At 61.6% G+C, this 21759-nt stretch carries 22 protein-coding genes; 21 read left to right on the plus strand and 1 reads right to left on the minus strand.

Features of this window, described 5'->3' with window-relative positions:
• The first annotated feature begins 7 nt into the window (after positions 1–7).
• The 6 genes from flgA to fliP are packed head-to-tail and all read left to right on the plus strand — an operon-like array spanning position 8 to position 4134.
• Positions 8–517: a flagellar basal body P-ring formation chaperone FlgA gene (flgA, locus tag IB277_RS00505; protein ID WP_060581898.1), complete on the plus strand. Its 510-nt coding sequence runs from the start codon at positions 8–10 to the stop codon at positions 515–517.
• Positions 514–1629: a flagellar basal body P-ring protein FlgI gene (locus tag IB277_RS00510; RefSeq protein WP_043613025.1), complete on the plus strand. Its 1116-nt coding sequence runs from the start codon at positions 514–516 to the stop codon at positions 1627–1629. The genes flgA and IB277_RS00510 overlap by 4 nt, the downstream gene beginning before the upstream one ends.
• Positions 1626–2165: a MotE family protein gene (locus tag IB277_RS00515; protein WP_089043329.1), complete on the plus strand. Its 540-nt coding sequence runs from the start codon at positions 1626–1628 to the stop codon at positions 2163–2165. The genes IB277_RS00510 and IB277_RS00515 overlap by 4 nt, the downstream gene beginning before the upstream one ends.
• Entirely contained in the window at positions 2162–2875 is a 714-nt protein-coding gene (flgH, locus tag IB277_RS00520; RefSeq protein WP_034796898.1) for a flagellar basal body L-ring protein FlgH, read from the plus strand. The genes IB277_RS00515 and flgH overlap by 4 nt, the downstream gene beginning before the upstream one ends.
• A gap of 18 nt (positions 2876–2893) precedes the next feature.
• Positions 2894–3388 carry a flagellar basal body-associated FliL family protein gene (locus IB277_RS00525; protein ID WP_060522250.1) on the plus strand — a complete coding sequence of 165 codons (495 nt, stop codon included), beginning with the start codon at positions 2894–2896 and terminating at the stop codon, positions 3386–3388.
• An 8-nt stretch (positions 3389–3396) separates the two neighbouring features.
• The gene (fliP, locus tag IB277_RS00530) at positions 3397–4134 is read left to right on the plus strand and encodes a flagellar type III secretion system pore protein FliP (RefSeq protein WP_034796894.1); all 738 of its coding nucleotides are present in this window, start codon (positions 3397–3399) and stop codon (positions 4132–4134) included.
• A 211-nt stretch (positions 4135–4345) separates the two neighbouring features.
• Here fliP and IB277_RS00535 read toward each other — a convergent pair whose 3' ends face one another.
• On the minus strand, positions 4346–6259 hold the full coding sequence (locus tag IB277_RS00535; protein ID WP_090294969.1) for a glycosyltransferase family 41 protein: 1914 nt from the start codon (positions 6257–6259) through the stop codon (positions 4346–4348).
• A gap of 369 nt (positions 6260–6628) precedes the next feature.
• On the opposite strand from IB277_RS00535, the gene IB277_RS00540 reads away from it, so the two are divergent.
• The 15 genes from IB277_RS00540 to flgD all read left to right on the plus strand — a co-directional run bounded on the left by IB277_RS00540 (position 6629) and on the right by flgD (position 21756).
• On the plus strand, positions 6629–7570 hold the full coding sequence (locus tag IB277_RS00540) for a flagellin (protein ID WP_064816979.1): 942 nt from the start codon (positions 6629–6631) through the stop codon (positions 7568–7570).
• 289 nt (positions 7571–7859) lie between these two features.
• Complete coding sequence (locus IB277_RS00545) at positions 7860–8801, plus strand: flagellin (protein ID WP_064816980.1); 942 nt, start codon at positions 7860–7862, stop codon at positions 8799–8801.
• 377 nt (positions 8802–9178) lie between these two features.
• Positions 9179–10153, plus strand: coding sequence for a flagellin (locus tag IB277_RS00550; RefSeq protein WP_034800723.1), 975 nt, complete (start codon positions 9179–9181; stop codon positions 10151–10153).
• A 451-nt stretch (positions 10154–10604) separates the two neighbouring features.
• A complete protein-coding gene (locus tag IB277_RS00555) occupies positions 10605–11258 on the plus strand; it encodes a hypothetical protein (protein ID WP_060584339.1) in 654 nt (217 codons plus the stop codon).
• Positions 11255–12526 carry a MotB family protein gene (locus tag IB277_RS00560; protein ID WP_060516531.1) on the plus strand — a complete coding sequence of 424 codons (1272 nt, stop codon included), beginning with the start codon at positions 11255–11257 and terminating at the stop codon, positions 12524–12526. Before IB277_RS00555 ends, IB277_RS00560 begins: the two co-directional genes overlap by 4 nt.
• 5 nt (positions 12527–12531) lie before the next feature.
• On the plus strand, positions 12532–13833 hold the full coding sequence (gene motC / locus IB277_RS00565) for a chemotaxis protein MotC (RefSeq protein ID WP_034800729.1): 1302 nt from the start codon (positions 12532–12534) through the stop codon (positions 13831–13833).
• Entirely contained in the window at positions 13830–15245 is a 1416-nt protein-coding gene (locus IB277_RS00570) for a flagellar hook-length control protein FliK (RefSeq protein WP_110818517.1), read from the plus strand. The genes motC and IB277_RS00570 overlap by 4 nt, the downstream gene beginning before the upstream one ends.
• Entirely contained in the window at positions 15196–15753 is a 558-nt protein-coding gene (locus tag IB277_RS00575) for a transglycosylase SLT domain-containing protein (protein WP_034800733.1), read from the plus strand. Before IB277_RS00570 ends, IB277_RS00575 begins: the two co-directional genes overlap by 50 nt.
• A gap of 269 nt (positions 15754–16022) precedes the next feature.
• Positions 16023–16694, plus strand: a complete 672-nt coding sequence (gene rem, locus IB277_RS00580) for a transcriptional activator Rem (protein ID WP_034800735.1) — start codon at positions 16023–16025, stop codon at positions 16692–16694.
• A gap of 91 nt (positions 16695–16785) precedes the next feature.
• Positions 16786–17997 (plus strand): flagellar hook protein FlgE, encoded by a 1212-nt coding sequence (locus IB277_RS00585; protein WP_034800738.1) that lies wholly within the window; start codon positions 16786–16788, stop codon positions 17995–17997.
• A 23-nt stretch (positions 17998–18020) separates the two neighbouring features.
• Positions 18021–19478, plus strand: coding sequence for a flagellar hook-associated protein FlgK (flgK, locus tag IB277_RS00590; RefSeq protein WP_060516524.1), 1458 nt, complete (start codon positions 18021–18023; stop codon positions 19476–19478).
• A 2-nt stretch (positions 19479–19480) separates the two neighbouring features.
• Complete coding sequence (locus tag IB277_RS00595) at positions 19481–20527, plus strand: flagellar hook-associated family protein (protein WP_090294962.1); 1047 nt, start codon at positions 19481–19483, stop codon at positions 20525–20527.
• A 34-nt stretch (positions 20528–20561) separates the two neighbouring features.
• The gene (gene flaF / locus IB277_RS00600; RefSeq protein ID WP_034800744.1) at positions 20562–20909 is read left to right on the plus strand and encodes a flagellar biosynthesis regulator FlaF; all 348 of its coding nucleotides are present in this window, start codon (positions 20562–20564) and stop codon (positions 20907–20909) included.
• The gene (flbT, locus tag IB277_RS00605; protein WP_034800746.1) at positions 20906–21355 is read left to right on the plus strand and encodes a flagellar biosynthesis repressor FlbT; all 450 of its coding nucleotides are present in this window, start codon (positions 20906–20908) and stop codon (positions 21353–21355) included. The genes flaF and flbT overlap by 4 nt, the downstream gene beginning before the upstream one ends.
• Positions 21346–21756, plus strand: a complete 411-nt coding sequence (gene flgD, locus IB277_RS00610; RefSeq protein ID WP_034800748.1) for a flagellar hook assembly protein FlgD — start codon at positions 21346–21348, stop codon at positions 21754–21756. The genes flbT and flgD overlap by 10 nt, the downstream gene beginning before the upstream one ends.
• The last annotated feature ends 3 nt before the right edge of the window (positions 21757–21759 follow it).

Below are 21759 nucleotides of genomic sequence, written 5' to 3' on the forward strand. Positions count from 1 at the left end.
GGCAAACATGACGTTTCGCCGATCCGCAGACATCAAGGCTTCGAAGGCCGGCCGCGCCAGCGCGCGGCGGCTGGCGGCTGGCGCGCTCTTCGCCGCCGCTTTCCTGTTGCCTTCGGCAGGTTATGCGGAACGGCTGACGGCGGTGATCCCCACGCAGACCATCTATCCGGGCGAAACCGTCGATGCGAGCCGCGTCGAAGTCGTCGACGTCACCAACCCTGATCTCGCCGACGGCTACATCAGAACCCTGGGCGAGATCGACGGCAAGGTCACCAAGCGCACGCTTCTTCCCGGTCGGGTGATCCTCGCGAGCGCGCTTCGCGAGCAATATGCCGTCGAGCGCGGTTCGACCGTGCGCCTCGTCTTCAGCAATGGCGGCCTGACCATCAGCGCTGCCGGATCGCCGCTCCAGGACGCCGCCGTCGGCGAACTGATCCGGGCGCGCAACATCGATACCGGCGTCATCGTTTCCGGAACGGTGATGGCCGACGGCACTGTCCATGTGGTGGCGAAATGAAAATGCTTGCATGCAAATGGTTCCTGTCGCTGGCCGTCGCGTTCTCCATGGCGCTGACGCCCGCCTTCGGCGCATCCAGGATCAAGGACGTCGCCTCGCTTCAGGCGGGCCGTGACAACCAGCTTATCGGATACGGCCTCGTCGTCGGCCTGCAGGGCACGGGCGACAGCCTGCGCTCGTCGCCGTTCACCGACCAGTCGATCCGCGCGATGCTGCAAAATCTCGGCATCTCCACCCAGGGCGGCGAGTCCCGGACGCGCAACGTCGCGGCCGTACTGGTGACGGCGAACCTGCCGCCTTTCGCCAGCCCCGGCAGCCGCGTCGACGTGACCGTAGGCTCGCTCGGCGACAGCACGTCGCTGCGCGGCGGCACGCTGGTCATGACCTCGCTTTCGGGTGCGGACGGGCAGATCTATGCGGTCGCGCAAGGCTCCGTCGTCGTCACCGGCTTCAACGCGCAGGGCGACGCCGCAACCCTCAACCAGGGTGTCACGACGTCGGGTCGCGTGCCGAACGGCGCCATCATCGAGCGCGAGCTGCCGTCGAAATTCAAGGACGGCTTCAACCTCGTGCTGCAGCTGCGCAATCCTGATTTCTCGACTGCCGTCGGCATGGCCGCAGCGATCAACAAATACGCGGCCCAACAATATGGCGGCCGCATTGCGGAAGCGCGCGACAGCCAGGCCGTTCTCGTCGAAAAGCCGAAGATGGCGGACCTCGCGCGGCTGATGGCCGACATCGAAAACATCGTCATCGAGACCGACGTGCCTGCGCGCGTCGTCATCAACGAACGCACCGGCACGATCGTCATCGGCCAGGATGTCCGGGTCAACGAGGTGGCGGTCAGCTACGGAACATTGACCGTGGAAGTCAGCGAGACGCCGACAGTGGTGCAGCCGCTGCCCTTCTCGCGCGGGCAGACGGCGATGGAACCGAACACGACGATCAACGCGCAGTCCGACGGCGGCACGGTGGCGATCCTCAACGGTTCGAGCCTTCGTTCGCTCGTCGCCGGACTCAACAACATCGGCGTCAAGCCGGACGGCATCATCGCCATCCTGCAGAGCATCAAGACGGCCGGTGCCCTCCAGGCGGAGCTCGTGCTGCAATGATCGCAAACGACAATCATTCTCTCGGCCGGACCCGCAGGCTGCTGCTCGCTGCGGCGGTTGTCGCGTCCATGCTTTCGATGCCGGGCGCCTTTGCCCAGGACGTCACGGCGCCGCCCGCAAGCGACGCGACCCAGAACGAGATCCAGCAGTTCTGCACCAACATCGCCGACGCCGCGCGCGACCAGCGTTATGTGCTGCAGCGCAAGGATCTCGAAACGCTGCAGGCAAGCATCGACGAGCGCATCGCCACGCTCGAAAAGCGCCGCGAGGAATACGAAGACTGGCTGAACCGCCGCAACGATTTCCTGAAACAGGCGGAACTCAACCTCGTCGGCATCTACAAGACGATGAAGCCGGACGCAGCCGCCGGCAAGCTTGAGATGGTGAGGCCCGAGATTGCCGCCGCCATCGTCATGCAGCTGCCACCGCGCCAGTCATCGCTGATCCTGAGCGAAATGAGCGATGAGAAGGCGGCGATCCTTACCAACATCATCTCGAGCGCCAGCGACCCGAACACCTCGAAGGAACCATCATGAAAACGCGTCTAACGGCTATACTGACCGGGGCCGCCCTCCTTGCGGGATGTCAGAATCAAGCGCTCAACGAAATCGGTCGCGCGCCGTCGATGAGCCCGATCGGCAGCGGTCTGCAATATTCGCAGACGCCGCAGCTCGCCATGTATCCGAAGCAGCCGCGCCAGATGGTGAATGGCTATTCGTTGTGGAACGACCAGCAGGCAGCGCTCTTCAAGGACGCGCGCGCGATCAATGTCGGCGATATCCTGACGGTCGACATCAAGATCAACGAAGGCGCAACCTTCGACAACAAGACGGACCGTAGCCGCAAGAACTCGAGTGGCTTCAACGTCGGCGCCAGCGGCAAGTCTCAGACGAGCGATTTCGGCTGGTCCGGCGACCTGAAATACGGCTCGAATACCAAGACCGAAGGTGACGGCACGACGGAGCGTTCGGAAAAGCTGCGGGTGCTCGTTGCTGCCGTTGTCACCGGCGTTCTCGAAAACGGCAACCTGTTGATCAGCGGTTCGCAGGAAGTGCGCGTCAACCACGAGCTGCGCATCCTGAACGTCGCCGGTATCGTCCGGCCGCGGGACGTCGATGCCGACAACGTCATCTCCTACGACCGCATCGCCGAGGCGCGCATCTCCTATGGCGGCCGTGGTCGCCTGACAGAAGTGCAGCAGCCGCCCTACGGCCAGCAGTTCATGGATCTATTTTCGCCGATCTGATCGGCAGGGAACGGCAAGATGGAAGAACTCGATTCCAACGCTCCGAAGCCGCCGTCGAAGGTGCTGACCATCGCGGCCATCGCCGTGCTGACGCTGCTTGCCGGCGGCGGCGGCTGGCTGGTGGGCGGCCTGCTCGCACCACCGCCTCCGAAGGAGCAGGTGGAAGCGACCAAGGAGCCGGCCGCCAATGCGACCGGCGAAGAAGGCCTGCCGAAGGTAGCGACCGAAGCGAACGGCGTCGTCCAGCTCGACCCGATCACCACCAACCTTGCCTATCCCTCTGAAAACTGGATCCGCCTGGAAGTGGCGCTGCAGTTCGACGGCGTGCCTGACCCCAAACTCGCCGAGCAGATCCACCAGGATATCGCCGCCTATCTGAAAACCGTTTCCCTGCAACAAATCCAGGGACCACGCGGCTTTCAATATCTCCGGGATGACATCCAGGAGCGGGTTGACCTGCGCTCCGATGGGCGCGTAACCAATGTGATGTTCAGAACCTTCGTCATCCAATGATTCGATAAATGGTCCGGCTAGTCGCCTTTATAGTTGCCATGATGGCGATGTCCGGTATTGCCGGCGCCCAGAGCTTCCCCTCTGATATCCTGAATACGCCTATCGACGGCTCTGCCGCCTCGTGGATCATCCGCACCTTCGGTCTTCTGACCGTGCTGTCGGTGGCCCCCGGCATCCTGATCATGGTCACCAGCTTTCCGCGCTTCGTGATTGCCTTCGCGATCCTGCGCACCGGCATGGGCCTGGCGACCACGCCATCCAACATGATCATGGTTTCGCTGGCGCTGTTCATGACCTTCTATGTCATGGGGCCGACCTTCGATCGCGCCTGGCGGGACGGCATCGACCCGCTGATGAAGAACCAGATCACCGAGGCGGAGGCGATCCCCCGGATTACCGAGCCTTTCCGCGACTTCATGCTCGCCAACACGCGCGACAAGGACCTGCAGCTCTTCATCGACATCGCCAAGGAAAAGGGCCAGACGGTCGTCGTCGACGACAAGGTCGATCTGCGCGCGGTCGTGCCGGCCTTCATGATCTCGGAAATTCGCCGCGGCTTCGAAATCGGCTTCCTGATCATGCTGCCGTTCCTGGTGATCGATCTGATCGTTGCTACCATCACCATGGCCATGGGTATGATGATGCTGCCGCCGACGGCAATCTCGCTGCCGTTCAAGATTCTCTTCTTCGTCTTGATTGACGGCTGGAACCTCCTCGTCGGCAGTCTGGTGCGCTCCTTCAGTTAGAGCTGTCGCACGGACAGTGCGCGGCGCGCTGGCGACGGCGACAAATCAAAAGCTCAAAGAGAAGACGCGCATCCCGAAAACCGCGATGCGCTTGCCCTCGGCGCATGGCGCTCCGGATCATCCGCGCCATCGGGCTTTGCGATCCTCGAAACGGGACAACAAAAAGGCAGCGCCGCGGCGCTGCCTTTTGTCTTTCAGGGATGATCGCCGTTCAGCGTTCGAACGACCCGATGCGCGGCGGCAATGCCGGAACGTCGATGTGATCAGGTGCCAGTCCGCGCTTGGCGCGGTCGGCCATCATTTCGTAGCCCGTTTCCAGGTGCTGGCAGAAACGCTCCGCATCGAATAGCGGCATCCGGAACCGGTTCTCGTCCAGCCTCTTTCGATAGTCGGCGATCTTGTCACGGTTGTTGTAGAGCGCGACAGCTTCCTTGACGTAGTCCTCCGGCCCCGTGGCCACGAGTTCCGGCACGCCGATGGCGTTCAGCAGGCTCTCGCTCACGCGTGAAGCGAAGTTCGTGCCCTTGAAGGACAGCACCGGCAGGCCTGCCCAAAGCTGTTCGGATGTGGTCGTGTGGCCGTTGTAGGGATAGGTGTCGAGGCCGAGATCGGCGAGCGGAACGCGGTCGACGTGGTTCTGGTAGGCGAACTTGCCGCAGATGACGATGCGCTTGGTATCGACGCCGGCGCTTTTGAACTTGGCCAGCAGATTTGTGCGTGCATCCGCCCTGTCGCACAGCACCCACAGCAGGCTTCCGGGCGTCTGGCGAAGGATGTCGATCCAGAGATTGACCGTCTGAAGCGAAATCTTGCGATTTGCGTTGAAGGAGGCAAATACGAATGCATCCTCGGGAAGGCCGACATCCTTGCGCGACATCGCCCGGGGCCGGGCGCGCTCGTAGGGATCGTTGGGCTGGTAGGTCTCCGGCAGGCGGCAGTATTTTTCATAATAATGCGCCTTGCTGCTGTCCGGAAGCACACAAGGGTCGCCGATGATGTAGTCGAGATCGACGTTGACGGTGGTTCCAGGGAAGCCCAGCCAGCCCACCTGCACGGGAGCTGCGGCCCGGTTGAAGATGGAGACTCGGCTCTCTAGCGTATGCCCCTTCAGGTCGACGAGAATGTCGATGTTTTCCTGGCGAATCACATGCGCAGCTTCGTCGTCGGAGAGGTCGCCGATCTCGACGATCCTGCCCCATCTTGCGCGTATGTCCTGGTCGCGCGCCGCAAGCGCGCTCTTGGTATGGCAGAAGAGGGTGACGTCGAAGCGCGTCTTGTCGTGCGCCATCAACACCGCCTTCAGCAGCTTCATCGTCGCATGGTCGTCCCAGAAGTCGGCGGAAACATAACCGATGCGAATGCGCTCGCCCCAGCGGTGCGGCGCGGCGCGGCGTACTTCCGTCAGGCTGCTCGGGAACGGGTTGAGCTGTGCGCCGGCAACCCGGTTGAAGCTTTCGTCGCCACACCAGGTCGCATGATAGTAGGGCGCTTCAGCTGCAAGAATTTCGGTCTGCCCGGCTTTCAGTGCCCGTTGGATGTCGCGTTCGTGCTTCTCGACCTCGGCATAGTCGTTGGCCTCACGCGCATAGACGAGATGGGCCGACCGCAGCGTGGTGTTCTTCGGGTTGTTGCGGAAGAGATTGGCGAGCGCGTCACGATCTTGCAGGTCGTTGATTTCGGCGGTCAACAGCTTGAAGGCAAGCGCATTGTGCAGACGGTTGGTGCTCAGGGTCAGCGGAGCCTTGAAAAGCCCCAGGATTTCCTTTTCGCCGCGCTTGAGGAAGATCGAGGCGATGATGAAGGCGATCTCGGCATCTGTCTTGGCCTTCTCCAGAAGCGGCAGTCCGATGCTCAGTGCCTCGTCCTCCTGCCCGTTCGCGAAGTAGAGTTTCATGGCGTCGGTGAGGTAATCTTCCGCCCGCGAGCCGCCGGCTTCACCGGCGAGCTGGTAGGCACGGGCCGCCTCGGCCTTGAAACCGAGTTTCACGAGGACCTTCGCCAGAAGCACATAGGTCTTGGTGTCGCGGTTGATCTCCATCAGCACATTCAGCTGGTTGAGCGCGTCCGTGTACTGCCCCTTCTGGTATTGCCGGGAGGCGGTCGAAAAGATGGCTTGGGCGTTCACTAAGAGCTCCGTCGAAGAGGCGCGGCGACCGGCGCCGGCTTGCTAGTCCTTGTTCGAAGCCGAGTTTACCCGGGGGAGCTTGCCTCAGGCAGGAGCGAACCACCGTCCGACACATCTTTGCTGGCGGCAGCGGGGCTGTGATCTCTGCATCCGTGGCAGCATTAAAGTCTTGTTAAGTATAAGTTATCTCGGCCCAAGCTGCCTTGGGCATTTAATCAATTCGCAAGCTTTGCACGCGATAGTCCCTTTCACATGACGGGTTTGGTTTCTTCCGAGATAGTTGGAACCGAGTGGCATGAAGCCGATCCGCCATCACCGGGAAGTCCGGTATGTCCCCTAAATCGTCTAAAGTAATCAAGGGACACTCTAATGACGAGCATCATCACCAATTCTTCCGCCATGGGCGCACTCGCCACCCTGCGTTCGATCAACTCCTCGATGGAAACCACCCAGGAGCGTATTTCGTCGGGTCTGCGCGTCGGCACCGCGGCTGACAACGCTGCTTACTGGTCGATCGCGACCACCATGCGTTCGGACAACAAGGCCCTCTCGGCTGTTCAGGACGCCCTCGGCCTCGGCGCTGCCAAGACCGACGTTGCTTCGTCGGCCATGGAAAACTCCAAGGACGTCGTCGACGAAATCAAGAAGAAGCTGGTAACCGCCAGCGAGCCGGGCGTTGACAAGAGCAAGATCCAGAAGGAAATCAAGGAGCTGCAGAACCAGCTCGTGAGCATTGCCAAGTCGGCCTCGTTCTCCGGCGAAAACTGGGTTTACACCGACCCGAACAACGCTGCCGGCACGAAGTCGGTCGTTGGTTCGTTCAACCGCGACGCCAAGGGCAATGTCAGCCTGACGACGCTGCAGTACGACACCAACAAGAGCTCGCTGATCGAAGTGAACGCTTCGGGTGCCAACGTCACCAACGGCACGGGCCTGCTCTCCAGCAACATCTCCTACACCGACACGACCGGCGCGACCGTATCGCTGACCTTCAGCGTTCTGTCGCTCGACATCACCAGCATGACGAACGGCGCTCTGTCGCAGGCTCTGTCGGGTGTTGACTCGGTCCTGACCCAGATGACCGACGCTGCCGCCGACCTCGGTGCGCTCAACAGCCGTATCGATCTGCAGAAGGGCTTCGTCGAAAACCTCTCGGACTCGATCGAGAAGGGCGTTGGCCGTCTCGTCGACGCCGACATGAACGAGGAATCGACCCGCCTGAAGGCTCTGCAGACGCAGCAGCAGCTCGGCATCCAGGCACTGTCGATCGCCAACTCGAACTCGCAGAACATCCTGTCGCTGTTCCGTTAATCGACGGGTTGAAAGGGGGCGGGCCACGGTCCGCACCCGATGCAAGATACGAAACCGCGCTTCGCAAGAGGCGCGGTTTTTCTTTGTCGCCAATGCACTGATAAAACTTCGAAAAGTTTCTCTGGGTTTTAGGGTTCGTTAACCACGATGGTGTTTGTTGTAACCATCGAAACGACGGGTTGACCCGAACAGATTAAAGCGTCAGCAGGCATGAGGCTGACCGTCGTTTCCCGGTAATCCCGGAATGTCCCTTTCCATTTCATCTTTGCCAACAAGGGGCACTCAGCCAATGACGAGCATTCTGACCAACTCTTCCGCCATGGGCGCACTCGCCACCCTGCGTTCGATCAACTCCTCGATGGAAACCACCCAGGAGCGCATCTCCTCGGGTCTGCGCGTCGCCACCGCGGCTGACAACGCTGCTTACTGGTCGATCGCGACCACCATGCGTTCGGACAACAAGGCCCTCTCGGCCGTTCAGGACGCCCTCGGCCTCGGCGCTGCCAAGACCGACGTTGCTTCGTCGGCCATGGAAAACTCCAAGGACGTCGTCGACGAAATCAAGAAGAAGCTGGTAACCGCCAGCGAGCCGGGCGTTGACAAGAGCAAGATCCAGAAGGAAATCAAGGAGCTGCAGAACCAGCTTCTGAGCATTGCCAAGTCGGCCTCGTTCTCCGGCGAAAACTGGGTCTTCACCGACCCGAACAACGCTGCCGGCACGAAGTCGGTCGTTGGTTCGTTCAACCGCGACGCCAAGGGCAATGTCAGCCTGACGACGCTGCAGTACGATACCAACAAGAGCTCGCTGATCGAAATGAACGCTTCCGGCGCGTTCGTCACGACCGGCACGGGCCTGCTCTCCAGCAACATCTCCTACACCGACACGACCGGTGCGACCGTAGCGCTGACCTTCAGCGTCATGACGCTCGACATCACCAACATGACGGGCGGCGCTCTGTCGCAGGCTCTGTCGGGTGTTGACTCCATCCTGACCCAGATGACCGACGCTGCCGCCGACCTCGGTGCGCTCAACAGCCGTATCGATCTGCAGAAGGGCTTCGTCGAAAACCTCTCGGACTCGATCGAGAAGGGCGTTGGCCGTCTCGTCGACGCTGACATGAACGAGGAATCGACCCGCCTGAAGGCTCTGCAGACGCAGCAGCAGCTCGGCATCCAGGCACTCACGATCGCTAACACCAACTCGCAGAACATCCTGTCGCTGTTCCGTTAATCGATCGACCGAACATGACGGGCGATCTTCGCCCGTCACTTCGAAAAGAAGCCGCACATCCCCCGTGGATCGTGCGGCTTTTTCGTTTTGCGCTCCGGTATTCAATGGCCGTCAGGCGTGCCGCATGCCGCCGGCATTCGTTCCATGGGTGACGGTACGCATCTTAACGCTTCGTCCATCTTCCCTTATTTTTGTTCACCTTTGTTACCGACTTCCTAACGGCATTAACCATTTGTTAACTATGAGATCGTTACATCTTGGTTAAGAGCGAAGGGTCGCCTCCAGGGCAAAACAGGGGCGATTCGCATGATGCCAGTCCCATCGCTGCCGGTAACACTCCGGAATGTCCTTAGGAATTCATTCGGGACAGGTGACCAATGACAAGCATCATGACCAACACCGCCGCCATGGCGGCTCTCCAGACATTGCGTTCGATCAACTCCGACATGGCGGAAGTCCAGGACCGCATCTCCTCGGGCTACCGCGTGCAGACGGCTGCCGACAACGCCGCCTATTGGTCGATCGCGACCACCATGCGCTCCGACAATGCCGCGCTCTCCACCGTTCAGGACGCCCTCGGCCTCGGCGCCGCCAAGATCGACACGGCCTATGCGGCAATGAATTCGTCGATCGAGGTCGTCAGCGCGATCAAGAGCAAGCTCGTCGCGGCGAGTGAGCCGGGCGTCGACAAGCTGAAGATCGACAAGGAAATCACCGAGCTCAAGAACCAGCTTATCTCGGCCGCCCAGTCCGCATCCTTCTCCAGCGAAAACTGGCTCTACAACGCCGCCACAGCTCCGGTCGGCACGAAGTCCGTCGTGGCCTCGTTCAACCGTGACGCCAACGGCAATGTGTCGGTCACGACGCTCGACTTCGACACCTCGCAGTCGATGCTGATCGACAAGCAGAATGCGAGCCGAGGCATCCTGACCAGGAACTACGACGCCTCCCAGCTCACCTCTCCGCCCGGCACGGCGGGCGCGCGCCTGTACCACCTGATCGGCGCACCGGCGACGACGCCAATCGGTACGACGGCGGAAGTCAAGCTGACCGCATCGACGACGCCTGCCGAAATGGCCGATATGATCAGCGTCGTCGAACGTATCCTCAACCAGCTGACGGACGCCGGCTCCACGCTCGGCGCCATCACCAAGCGCATCGAGTTGCAGGAGGGCTTCATCGCCAACCTGATGGATACGATCGACAAGGGCGTCGGTCGTCTCGTCGATGCCGACATGAACGAGGAATCGACACGGCTGAAGGCGCTGCAGACGCAGCAGCAACTGGGCATCCAGGCGCTCTCGATCGCCAACACCAATTCCGAAAATATCCTGCGCCTGTTCCAGCAGTAAGGCGCAGCGGCGGACAGCGGCCGGAAGCGGCCGCCGATCCGCCAAACTGAGCCCATCACCCCGCATGCGGGTAACGGCACTTTGAGTTCTGCCACGTCGTCGGTCACGGCACCCGGTGGAAACGGTTGGACCGCGCTAATTGCCCTGGCGCGGTCCAACACATTCATTTTCGCACAAGTTTGACCGAATAGCCTTCCCTCGCAGTCCTGTCGGATGACTGCCGGCCAAAATGACCTTTGCGCCGCCGCCTGCATCAGATCGCTCCGGGAACAACCGACCCCGGATCACGCTGATGTACGTCAAGAATGCTGGGTCTGCCGTATCCGACGGTCGGGCCCGAGGGAGACATGTCAGCAGTGCCAGGAGCAATGGAAGTCCGCGCCAGGGAGCGCCGCCTCTCAAGCAGATGGGGATCGCCGCATTGCCGCAGGTCCGCTGCAGGGGGCCGGCCATGAGTGCAATGCTCTCCCGTTATCTCAAGGACTTCAGCGCACCGAAAGTCGAGCTGTCGCTGATGCCTCCGAAGTATTTCCCCGATCTGGATACCGACTATGCCGATGGCGAGCGCCTCGGCGCGAGACCAGCCATGCCGGAAATCGATATCGATGCCGAACGCCGGCGCGCCTTCGCCGAAGGGCGGGCCGAGGCGACCGCCGAACTCGTCTTCGAACAGGAAAAGCAGATAGCCGAACTTCAGGCGGCGCACGCGGCCGAACTCGAGGCGCTGACGCGGCGCTTCGAAGAGGAAACCGCGAACCGTCTCGCGCTGCGCATCGACGAAATGACCGAGGGGCTTGCCGTCGCACTCGGCGATCAGGCCGCCCGCGTGCTCGCGCCCGTCATGGGCGATGCCCTCATGCAGCGCGCCGTTGCCGATATGGCGCAGATGCTGCGCCAGGGACTTGTGGCCGGCGAAGGCTGCACCATCGTCGTCAAAGGCCCGGCGTCTCTCTTCGAGGCGCTGAAGCGCCAGCTCGGAGAAGACATGCCGTCCTTGCGGCACGTCGAATCTGACGATGTCGATCTCGCCGTCGAGATGGATGGCACCATCCTCGTGACGCGCATGGCCGCCTGGGCCGATACAGTTCGGAAAGTTCTCGCATGAGCGACGAAAACCACCACAACGGCAAGCACGAGATCATCATCGTCAAGCGCCACAGCGGCAGCCATGATGGTCACCATGGCGGCTCCTGGAAGATCGCCTATGCCGACTTCATGACGGCAATGATGGCCTTCTTCCTCGTGATGTGGCTGATCAATGCCGCCAACGAAGAGACGAAGGCGGCGATCGCTTCCTATTTCAACCCGGTGCAATTGACCGACCAGAAGCCTGCCGAACGTGGCCTGAAGGACCCGGCCAAGGATGCGCAGGGCGAAGAAACGCAGCAACGTTCGAAGGTTGACGGCGAGCAGGAAAAGTCCGGTGGCTCGGCCAAAACCGGCGATCAGCTGACGGCGACGTCGGGCGAAGAGACGAAGTACTCCGACGCCGACTTCTTCGAAAACCCCTATTCCGTTCTTTCCGAGATTGCGCGCGAGGTCGGCCAGCAGGCCAACATCAGCGTCAAGGGCGAGGGCGGTGCGGCCCAGTCCGGCCCGGCCACCGGCGCCGATGGCGGCGAAGCCTATCGTGACCCGTTCGATCCGGACTTCTGGACCAAGCAGGTCGAAGTGAAGGACGCCGGCAACACGGCCGAAACCGTTGCTGCCCTTGCCGACAAGTCGACGGAGCCCGCAGGCGCGACGCCGGCCGTCAAGAAGTCCGAGGCGGACGCGTCGCAGGAGCCGCATGAAGCGGCCGACAAGCAGGCCGGTGACGGCAAGGACACCGATACGGGAGCTGGCAAGGACCCGGCGGACGCCGCAGCCGGCGAAAAGCCGAAGACCGAGGCCGCCGAGGCCGACGCCAAGGAGCAGGCGGCCGAACTCCAGGCCGAGCTGAAGAAGCAGCTTGCCGGCGAGGCGGGTCAGCTGGCCGAGGGACTTGTCGTGACACCCGCTGAAGGCGGCCTGATGGTGACGATCAGCGAGCGGACCGATGCGCAGATGTTTGCCGTCGGCTCGGCCGTGCCGCAGAAGGAACTGGTACTGGCGATGGAAAAGATCGGCCATCTGCTGGCTGAGCGTCAGGGCGCGGTTGCAATCCGCGGCCATACCGACGGCCGTCCCTTCAAGGATGGCACTTATGATAACTGGCGCCTCTCCGCCGCCCGCGCCCAGAGCGCCTATTACATGCTCGTCCGCGGTGGCCTGAAGGAAGATCGCGTCAGCCAGATCAGCGGCTTCGCCGACCGGCGGCTGCAGATCCCCGGCGATCCCTACGCCCCGGGCAACCGCCGCATCGAGATCCTCTTGCAATCGGCTCCGGGTTAAGCACCATGCTGAGACGCCTGCGAACCGCTCTGATGGCCTGCTGTGTGCTGGCGACCCCCGTTTTAACCGGAGGTGCCAGGGCGAACGATATCGAGGAGCTCGCACCCTTCAAGATGATCCGGTCGCTGCAATATGTGCAGGACTCGGTCGTCCTTGGCGACCATTCGGCGATCGAAATGCAGCGCTTCATGCTGGGCGCCATCGACAAGCGCCTGCGTGCGGCCGACGCGGCGGTCTTCCGTGATCCGCGCAACGTCGATGCGGCGCTGGTCTATGCCATGAGCGGCGGCAATCCGGAGACGCTGAAGTACCTTGCGGATCACGATGTGGCCGGGAACTTCGATTCCCGCGTCACCGAGGCGCTGACGCAATATCTGAATGGCAAGGGCGGCCTGATCGTCGAGAGCCTGTCCAAGGCCGCGCCTGAGTACCGCAGCGCCCGCATCGGCCCGTATCTCTACCTCATCCTCGGCAACGCGACGTCGCAGCAGGATCCTGTGGGCGCGATGAAGTACTACGACTGGGCCCGTCTCGCGGCCCCGGGTACGATCATCGAAGAGGCTGCCCTGCGTCGCTCGGTTTTCCTCGCGGTTCAGGCGGGCGACGCGGACAAGGGCTTCCGCTATGCGCTGACCTATGCCCGCCGCTACCTGACCTCCCCCTATGCCAGCCAGTTCGCGGATGTCTTCGTCGAACTCGCCGTCGCCCATTTCGATGGCGGGGCGCAGGGGCGAATTTCGGAGATCCTGGGTTTCATGGACGCGCCGCGCCAGCGCGAAGTCTTCCTTCGCGTCGCCCGCCGCGCGGCGATCGCCGGCAAGCAAGAACTCGCAAAGCTCGCGTCTGAACGCGCCGAGGCGCTCGGCGCAGATGGCGCGCCGCAGCCGAAACTGCTTGCCAGCTTCTATGCCGGATTGGCCTCGGTGCCTTCCAATGACGTGTTTGCCGCGACGGCGAGCCTGGCGGCGATATCGGATGCGGAGCTTTCGCCGCGCGACCGCGCCTTGCGCGACGCTGCAAAGGCGGTTGCGGACGCCGTCGTCCGGCCACCTGTCGGTGAAAGCCTCACGCAAGCGTTTGCGTCTAAACCCGATAGACCGGTTGAGGCGAACGCGTCGGCCGCAAGCGAGGAAACTGGCAGCGGCATGAGCCCCTTTGGAAGCGGGCAGACCCCGGCGGTTGCGCCGGAGACCGTGGCCGCATCCGGCGCAGACGAGGTGGCGGACCCGAAGCACGATGGCTTCGTGGCGAAAGGACGATCGAAGATCGAAGAGATCGACGCTCTCCTGAAGGGAGAAGACAAATGAGGGCTGAGGACACCCTGCGCATGCCTCCGACACCTGTCGGCACGGGAAGCGGACGAGCGGGCGGCAAGGAGCAGGCCGGTGGTGCATCGGCCGGCGCGTTTGAAGATGCAGTGGCCAATGCCGGGCGGCAAAAAACCAACGACCAGCCGGGTTCAGGCAAAGGCGGCAACGACGCCGCTGCCGGCAGCGACGCGGAGGCGGGAGCCTTGATCGACAAGGACAATATTGCCAAGGCCGCGGGCAGGGCCGTGACACGCAGCATCAGCCTTGGTCGCAACGACCAGTTCGACGAACACGCGCTGCGCGACCATTTCCAGGCGGCCGAGCGCGGCGTTGGCAGCAAACGTGCCGTCGACAAGACCGATCCGGCCAAATCGGCTGCCGTGTCCGATGATCTGGCTCAAGTGGAGGTCGATGAAGAACTCGCCAAGCGCATTGCCACCTTGACGAAAGGCATTGGCAAAGCGCCGGCAGATGGCGCCTCGGTCGATGGCGACGTCAACGCCGGCGGCGAGGGCGCTGAAGCCAAGCAGACAGCTACAGCGATGGACGATCTGCTGACGCTGCTGGGCGGTGCCCAGGCGACGCAGCCTCAGGGACAGACGGCGGCCGCGCGCCAGGCAGCGGATGGCCAGATTGAAGGCGCGGCGCCCGTTGCCGGTGGCAGCGAGCATGGCGCGAAAGCCGAGGCACAGGCGGGCGAGAACGACCCCGACCGGCTCTTCCGCTTCGCCCGGGCTGACGGCAAGGGACAGGCCGTTTCCATGAGTCTCTCGAAGGACGGTGATGCAGCGTTCGACGCTGCCCGCTCGCAAGGCTCCGCCAAGGTCGAGAATGTCACCGTGCTCGAGGCCCGGCGTTATCTCGGCATCTCGATGAGCCCGAACACCAGCGCCGTGGCAGACGCCATCGCCGGTGAGGCCACCACTTCCCTGCAGCCAAGTGCTGCACTCGGTCAGCCGGGCGCGTGGACGCAGGCCGGCAAAACGCTCAACACCCTGAAGATCCAGCTTCACCCGATCGAGCTTGGCCTTGTCACGGCCACGCTGCGCCTGAAGGATGACGAACTGCAGGTCGAGCTGAAGGTCGAGAACGGCGACGCCTTCCGGCAGTTGCGCGACGACCAGAACGACTTGGTCAAGGCGCTGCGCGCTCAGGGCTTTGCGGTCGATCAGGTGAACATCGTATTCAACTCCGGCGGCGACACGTCGTCCGGCGGCGGGTCGCAGGCGCAGGCCCAAGCCCAGGCCGGGCAGCAGGGCCGAGAACGCGCCGATGGCAACGGCCAGGGACGACAGCAGCGACAGGACGACAGCCAATCTTCGGCGGCGGAAAGGTGGGTTGGCAATGGCGGGACGGACGATGCGGCTGCCGGCACTGAGCGCTCTCGTACTGGTCACGTCTACATGTAGCGCTTTTGCCAGCGCGGACGCAGGCGTCTGCGAGCGCGAGATCATCAGCGCAGCGGCGAAGTACGATATCCCGGCCGGGATCCTCTATTCGGTCGGGCTGACCGAAACCGGCCGCAAGGGATCGCTTCAACCCTACGCGATGAACATCGAAGGCAAGGCTTATTTCGGTAGCAGCGAGCAGGACGTTCTGACCCAGTTCGGCAACGCGCGGGCACAGGGTGCCAAGCTCATCGATCTCGGCTGCATGCAGATCAACTATTACTTCCATGGCGAGCATTTCAGCTCGCCGCAGGAGATGCTTGACCCGCGCAAGAATGTCGAATATGCCGCGCGCTTCCTGGCCAATCTCCATGCGAGGCACGAGACCTGGACAATGGCCGTTGCGCGCTATCACGCAGGCCCGAACAACGACCCGGCGCAGAAGAAATATGTCTGCCGGGTGATCGCGAATCTCGTCGCGACCGGCTACGGCAAGTGGACGCCGAACGCCACGCAGTTTTGCCAATAAGCAACCATCAATTGTATTAGCATCCCATTTGCCGCATTGTGGCGACAATGCGCGGACAATGTGACCGCAAGCGATTTGTCGTAGTCCGTTAACTTTTCCACATTATTTTAGTGCCACCTTGAGGCGGGTGCTACTAGATATAGATCAAATCGGCGAAACATGGTTAATCAATTATTAATTCCACCCAGTAACTTCCTCTAGTTGTTCATGAATCCCTCGATTCGTACCTCTCAATCAGTGCGGAGCCATACTGATTCGGAGGCGGGCGAATGATCGTAGTGGTTGATGAAAGAGAGCTGGTGAAGGACGGGTATACGTCCCTCTTCGGACGTGAAGGTATTCCCTCGACGGGTTTCGATCCCAGGGAGTTTGGAGAGTGGGTAAACGCGGCTGCCGATTCGGATATCGATGCCGTGGAAGCCTTCCTGATCGGGCAGGGCGACACCACCTTCACGCTGCCGCGGGCCATCCGCGATCGCTCGATGGCACCGGTCATCGCGATGAGCGACACGCCGTCCCTCGAAAACACGCTTGCACTCTTTGATTGCGGCGTCGACGACGTTGTGCGCAAGCCTATCCACCCCCGCGAAATCCTTGCCCGCGTCGCTGCGATCCGCCGGCGCTTGAAGGCGATCGCCAACTTTACCGACATTGGTCCGATCCGCGTTTTTGCCGACGGCCGTGATCCGGAAATCAACGGCGATGTCTTCGCCCTGCCGCGCCGCGAGCGCCGCATTCTCGAGTATTTGGTCGCAAACCGCGGCCGTCGCGTCTCCAAGTCGCAGATCTTCAACGCGATCTACGGGATCTTCGACGAGGACGTCGAGGAAAACGTCGTCGAAAGCCACATCAGCAAACTGCGCAAGAAACTGCGCAAGAAGCTCGGTTTCGACCCGATCGATTCGAAGCGTTTCCTTGGCTACTGCATCGACTGGAACTGAGCGCCACGCCGATGGGCGGGCACTGAACCAAGACAGGTTCACGCAAGGCCCGCTTCCTAGTGTCGCCGTAACAAGGAAATGAGGATCCGATATGAGTCTCTATGGCAGCATGAGAACGGGTGTGTCCGGTATGAACGCCCAGTCGAACCGTCTGGGCACGGTCGCCGAAAACATCGCGAACGCCAACACGACCGGCTACAAGCGCGCCTCCACTGAGTTCTCGTCGATGATCCTGCCTTCGGGCGGCGGCAACTACAATTCCGGCGGTGTCGAAACGCAGGTGCGCTACAGCATCTCCCAGCAAGGCGGCACCAGCTATACGACGTCGGCGAGCGACCTTGCCATCAACGGCGGCGGCTTCTTCATCGTTTCGGGCAATGGCGGTGAGAACTTCCTGACGCGTGCCGGCTCCTTCGTTCCGGACAAGAACGGCAACCTCGTCAACACCGCCGGCTTCACGCTGATGGGCTACGAGTACAAGGCCGGCGTCGATCCGACCGTCGTCGTCAACGGTTTTGACGGCCTGGTACCGGTCCAGCTCAAGGACGAGGGCCTGGTCGCCGCTGGCTCGACCAAGGGTACGATGGAAGCAAACCTGCCGTCGGGCGCGGCCGTCAACGATCAATCGAAGACCTCGATGGTTGTTTACGACAGCCAGGGCAACACCCGCATCCTCGATTTCACCTACACCAAGACAGGTCCGAACGCCTGGGGCCTGAGCGTCGTCGATCGCACATCGGGCACTACAGTCGGTACCCAGACCATGACGTTCGACGCGGCCGGCAAGCGCATCGGCGCCGTCCCCGCGACGCTGACGACGACGGCCATCAACAACCTGCCCGGTACCGGCGCCAACCTTGGTGCGATCACGATCGACACCTCCAAGACCACGCAGCTCGGTGGAGACTTCAGCAGCACCGGCGGTGGCATCGACGGCAGCAAGCCGAGCAAGATGTCGGGCTTCGAGATCGACAAGGAAGGCATCGTTTACGTCAAGTATGGCGACGGCAACCTCATCCCCAAGTTCCGGATCGCCCTTGCGACCGTCCAGAGCCCGGACAAGCTGCAGCCGCAGTCCGGCAACGTCTACTCGCAAGGGGCGGATTCAGGCGTTATTGTCACCGGTTTTGCCGGCTCTGGCGCTTTCGGCAACATCCAGTCCAAGGCACTCGAAAACTCCAACGTCGACATCGCCAACGAGCTGACCTCGATGATCGAGGCGCAGCGCAACTACACGGCAAACTCCAAGGTGTTCCAGACCGCCTCGGACCTGCTTGACGTGCTTGTCAACCTGAAACGGTAATTGAAAGAGATACGGTCCGCGTCATGTCGCTGTCCTCCGCAATATCCATCGCACAGCAGGCCTTCAGCAACACGGCGCAACAGACCGCGATCGTGTCGAAGAACATCGCGAATGCGGGCAATGCGGATTATTCGCGTCGCCTTGCCCTCTTGGGCAGCACCGGCAACGGCGCGCAGGTCGTATCCATCTACCGGGCACAGAACGAGGCGCTGCTCAAGCAGAGCATCGCCAGCATCGGCGAAGCCTCCGGCCAGGCGCGGCTTCGCGATGGCCTGGAACTCCTGAAATCGGCTCTCGGCGGTAACAACTACGAGACTGCGCCGTCAAAGCTGCTGTCGGAGTTTCGCAACAGCCTGCAGACGCTGGCCTCGACCCCGGGCAACAAGACGATTGCGGCGGCAGCGGTCACCAGCGCCCAGGACCTTGCCGATTCCCTGAACAAGACCTCTGCCACCGTGCAGAACATGCGCGAAGATGCCGACAAGGAAATCGCTCTTGAGGTCGACAAGCTGAACAGCCTGCTTGCGGACTTCGAACGGGTGAACAACGAGGTCAAGTCGGCGACTGCATCCGGTGGCGATGCGAACGATGCGCTTGACCAGCGCGACAAGATCCTGAAGCAGATTTCGGAGATCGTCGGCATCTCCACCGTTACGCGCGGCAACAACGATACGGTGATCTTCACCACCGACGGCACGGTGCTTTTCGAGAACATTCCGCGCCAGGTGACGTTCGCGCCGACAACGACCTATGACGCCACCGTCACCGGCAACAAGATCTTCGTCGACGGCGTACCGATCGCCCCCGGAAGTGGCGCAGATACGACCGCCAAGGGCAAGCTTGCGAGCCTCGTGCAGCTGCGCGACGACATTGGGCCGAAGTTCCAGTCGCAGCTGGACGAGATCGCCCGTGGTCTTGTCGAGCTTTTCAAGGAAGGCAACCCCAGCGGGGTGCCGCCGGTTCCCTACCAGCCGGGCCTCTTTACCTGGGGAAGCGCGGGTGTGCCGGCTGCCGGCACAGTCGTTCCCGGACTGGCATCGAAGATCACTGTCAACGCCCTGGCCAAGGCCAACCCGCTTCTTTTGCGTGACGGCGGCTTCAACGGCGTTGTGTCGAACCCTGGCGGTGCGGCAAATCCGAGCCCCGGCTACACGGGCCTTCTCGACGGCTTCATCAACAAGATGGGCGAGAACATGACGTTCGACCCGTCGACCGGTCTCGACGGAACCAGCAGCCTGCTAAACTTCGCGACCGGGTCGGTCGGCTGGCTGGAGCAGACCCGAAAGACGGCATCGACCGCCGACGACAACAAGCGCGCTATGCTGTCGCGCACCCAGGAAGCGCTCAGCAAGCAGACCGGGGTCAGCATCGACGAGGAACTGTCGCTGCTGCTCGATCTCGAACAATCCTACAAAGCATCGGCCAAGCTGGTGAGTACCGTGGACGCCATGATGGCGGCCTTGATGGAAGCTGTGAGGTAATCATGAAGACGTCCTACGTTTCTAATCTGGCGATCCAGACCGCCATGCGCATGACGATTCAGCAGAACCAGATGGATCTGCTGAAGGCGACCCAGGAGCAGACGACGGGTCGGCACTACGACGTCGGCTTGACGCTTGGTGCGACGGCGTCGCGCTCGCTCAACCTTCAGCGCGAGATCGACCGGCTGAACTCGATGAAGAGCACCAACTCGGTCGTAACCCAGCGCCTCTCCGGCTCGCAGGGTGCGCTGGAAACGATGGCGAAAGCGGCCGAAAAGGTGCGTGACACGCTCGTTACCTACAAGGGCAACGATGCCGCGAGCCAGCTTAAGATCCAGAAGACCGAGATCTTGGGCGCGCTGCAGACCTTCACTGCCGCCGCAAACACGTCCTTCAACGGCGAGTTCCTGTTTTCGGGCATCAATACCGACGCCAAGCCTCTCGCCGACTACACCGCTACGTCGGCGGCAAAGACTGCCTTCGACGCTGCGTTTACGGCGTTCAAGACCGCCAACAGCATCACGTCCGACGACCAGATCACCGTCACCCAGATGCAGGACTTCATCAAGAATACGGTCGAGCCGATGTTCACCGGTACGGGCTGGGATGCGAATTGGTCGGACGCATCCAGCCAGAACATGACGAGCCGGATCAGCGCCAGCGAAGTCATCGAAAGCTCGACCAACGCCAATACCAACGGCTTCCGCATGTTTGCCCTGGCAAGCGTAATCACGGCCGAGCTGATGGACAAGAACGTGACCCCCGAGGTGCGGGCGGCGATCGGTGTCGAGGCGTTGCAGTATGCAGAGCAGGGCATCGCCGGCCTCAATGCAGAGCGCAGCCAGCTCGGTATTTCGGAATCGCGGGTGAAGAAGGCGAACACCTCGATCGACGCGCAGCTCAAGCTGGTCAACACGCATGTCGCCGACCTCGAAGGCATCGATCCGATCGAGACATCGACCCGGATCAACACGCTCAAGGTGCAGTTGGAAACGTCCTATACACTAACGTCGCGACTACAGCAGATGAGCTTGCTCAATTTCCTCTAGTGTGAGGAGCCGGACAAACATGAAGGATGTCTGAATGTACCAATTTTCCTATGCCGAGATCATGGAGGACGGCGTCGCCGACTCCAAGAATCGAGAACGGCAGGTACTCGATCGCTCGATCGCGCTCATGGAAGCAGCGAAACAGCAGAAAGGGTATTCGAGAGAGGCCATCGAGGCCATCTACTTTACCCGGCGCCTGTGGATCCGTTTCATCGAGGATCTGCGTGCACCGGAGAACCAGCTGAACGAAGAGCTGCGCGCCAATCTGATTTCGATCGCCATCTGGATACTCAACGAGACGGAAAAGATCCGCAAACGCGAATCCTCCAACTTCCAGGGCATAATTGACATTACCACCATCATCAGGGATGGACTGAAATGAAGAGCACACTGCGTATCTCGCTGAAGTCGGGCGAACGGATTTTTGTAAACGGCGCGGTGCTGCGCGTGGACCGGAAGGTCGCGGTCGAGTTCCTGAACGATGTGACGTTCCTGCTCGAAAACCACGTGCTGCAGCCGGAAGACGCAACGACGCCGCTGAAGCAGCTCTATTTCATCGCGCAGATGATCCTCATCAATCCGGAAGGCGCCGAGCAATCGACCGCGATGTTCCGCAAGTCGATCGTCATGCTGCTCAACTGCTTCAAGAACGAAGAGATCCTCGCCGAACTGAAGCGCGTCGACGGGCTGGTGACCAACGGCCGCGCCTTCGAAGCGCTCAAGGCGATCCGCGGCCTCTATGCAATCGAAGACCGCATTCTCAACACGCAGGAAATCACGCCGGCAACGGTCGAGCAGATTCGCAAGGAGATCGCACCATGGCGGTAAGCGGCGTCAGCAACAACGGCTACACCCCGAATGTTTCGGCCCAGGATTCGGGCGGCGACGCCGCAAAGGCATCGCTCAACTACGAGAGCTTCCTGAAGCTGCTCGTCGCCCAGATGAAGAATCAGGATCCGACGCAGCCGATGGATGCGACGCAGCAGATTGCCCAGCTTGCGACCTTCTCGCAGGTGGAGCAGACGATCAAGACCAACAAGAACCTTGAAAGCCTGCTGCAGCGCACGTCGCTGAGCGAGGCGGACGCCGTCATCGGGCGCACCGTCACCAGCGAAGACGGCAAGACCACTGGCGTGGTTAAGGAAGTGAAACTATACTCTGACGGAATCATTGCGGTGCTGGATAACGGCAAGGAGCTTGTTATCGGCCCGGGCGTCAAGGTGAAGTGATAA

This window comes from Ensifer sp. ENS07, assembly GCF_014852185.1.
Taxonomy (GTDB): Bacteria; Pseudomonadota; Alphaproteobacteria; order Rhizobiales; family Rhizobiaceae; genus Ensifer; species Ensifer adhaerens.

Excerpts from the sequence above, each read along its gene's own strand:
- flaF (WP_034800744.1), top strand. The coding sequence starts at position 20,562 with ATGTACCAATTTTCCTATGCCGAGATCATGGAGGACGGCGTCGCCGAC.
- IB277_RS00560 (WP_060516531.1), top strand. The coding sequence starts at position 11,255 with ATGAGCGACGAAAACCACCACAACGGCAAGCACGAGATCATCATCGTC.
- flbT (WP_034800746.1), top strand. The coding sequence starts at position 20,906 with ATGAAGAGCACACTGCGTATCTCGCTGAAGTCGGGCGAACGGATTTTT.
- fliP (WP_034796894.1), top strand. The coding sequence starts at position 3,397 with ATGGTCCGGCTAGTCGCCTTTATAGTTGCCATGATGGCGATGTCCGGT.
- IB277_RS00575 (WP_034800733.1), top strand. The coding sequence starts at position 15,196 with ATGCGGCTGCCGGCACTGAGCGCTCTCGTACTGGTCACGTCTACATGT.
- motC (WP_034800729.1), top strand. The coding sequence starts at position 12,532 with ATGCTGAGACGCCTGCGAACCGCTCTGATGGCCTGCTGTGTGCTGGCG.
- IB277_RS00570 (WP_110818517.1), top strand. The coding sequence starts at position 13,830 with ATGAGGGCTGAGGACACCCTGCGCATGCCTCCGACACCTGTCGGCACG.
- IB277_RS00515 (WP_089043329.1), top strand. The coding sequence starts at position 1,626 with ATGATCGCAAACGACAATCATTCTCTCGGCCGGACCCGCAGGCTGCTG.
- flgK (WP_060516524.1), top strand. The coding sequence starts at position 18,021 with ATGTCGCTGTCCTCCGCAATATCCATCGCACAGCAGGCCTTCAGCAAC.
- rem (WP_034800735.1), top strand. The coding sequence starts at position 16,023 with ATGATCGTAGTGGTTGATGAAAGAGAGCTGGTGAAGGACGGGTATACG.
- IB277_RS00545 (WP_064816980.1), top strand. The coding sequence starts at position 7,860 with ATGACGAGCATTCTGACCAACTCTTCCGCCATGGGCGCACTCGCCACC.
- IB277_RS00540 (WP_064816979.1), top strand. The coding sequence starts at position 6,629 with ATGACGAGCATCATCACCAATTCTTCCGCCATGGGCGCACTCGCCACC.
- IB277_RS00550 (WP_034800723.1), top strand. The coding sequence starts at position 9,179 with ATGACAAGCATCATGACCAACACCGCCGCCATGGCGGCTCTCCAGACA.
- IB277_RS00595 (WP_090294962.1), top strand. The coding sequence starts at position 19,481 with ATGAAGACGTCCTACGTTTCTAATCTGGCGATCCAGACCGCCATGCGC.
- flgD (WP_034800748.1), top strand. The coding sequence starts at position 21,346 with ATGGCGGTAAGCGGCGTCAGCAACAACGGCTACACCCCGAATGTTTCG.
- IB277_RS00555 (WP_060584339.1), top strand. The coding sequence starts at position 10,605 with ATGAGTGCAATGCTCTCCCGTTATCTCAAGGACTTCAGCGCACCGAAA.
- IB277_RS00510 (WP_043613025.1), top strand. The coding sequence starts at position 514 with ATGAAAATGCTTGCATGCAAATGGTTCCTGTCGCTGGCCGTCGCGTTC.
- flgA (WP_060581898.1), top strand. The coding sequence starts at position 8 with ATGACGTTTCGCCGATCCGCAGACATCAAGGCTTCGAAGGCCGGCCGC.
- flgH (WP_034796898.1), top strand. The coding sequence starts at position 2,162 with ATGAAAACGCGTCTAACGGCTATACTGACCGGGGCCGCCCTCCTTGCG.
- IB277_RS00525 (WP_060522250.1), top strand. The coding sequence starts at position 2,894 with ATGGAAGAACTCGATTCCAACGCTCCGAAGCCGCCGTCGAAGGTGCTG.
- IB277_RS00585 (WP_034800738.1), top strand. The coding sequence starts at position 16,786 with ATGAGTCTCTATGGCAGCATGAGAACGGGTGTGTCCGGTATGAACGCC.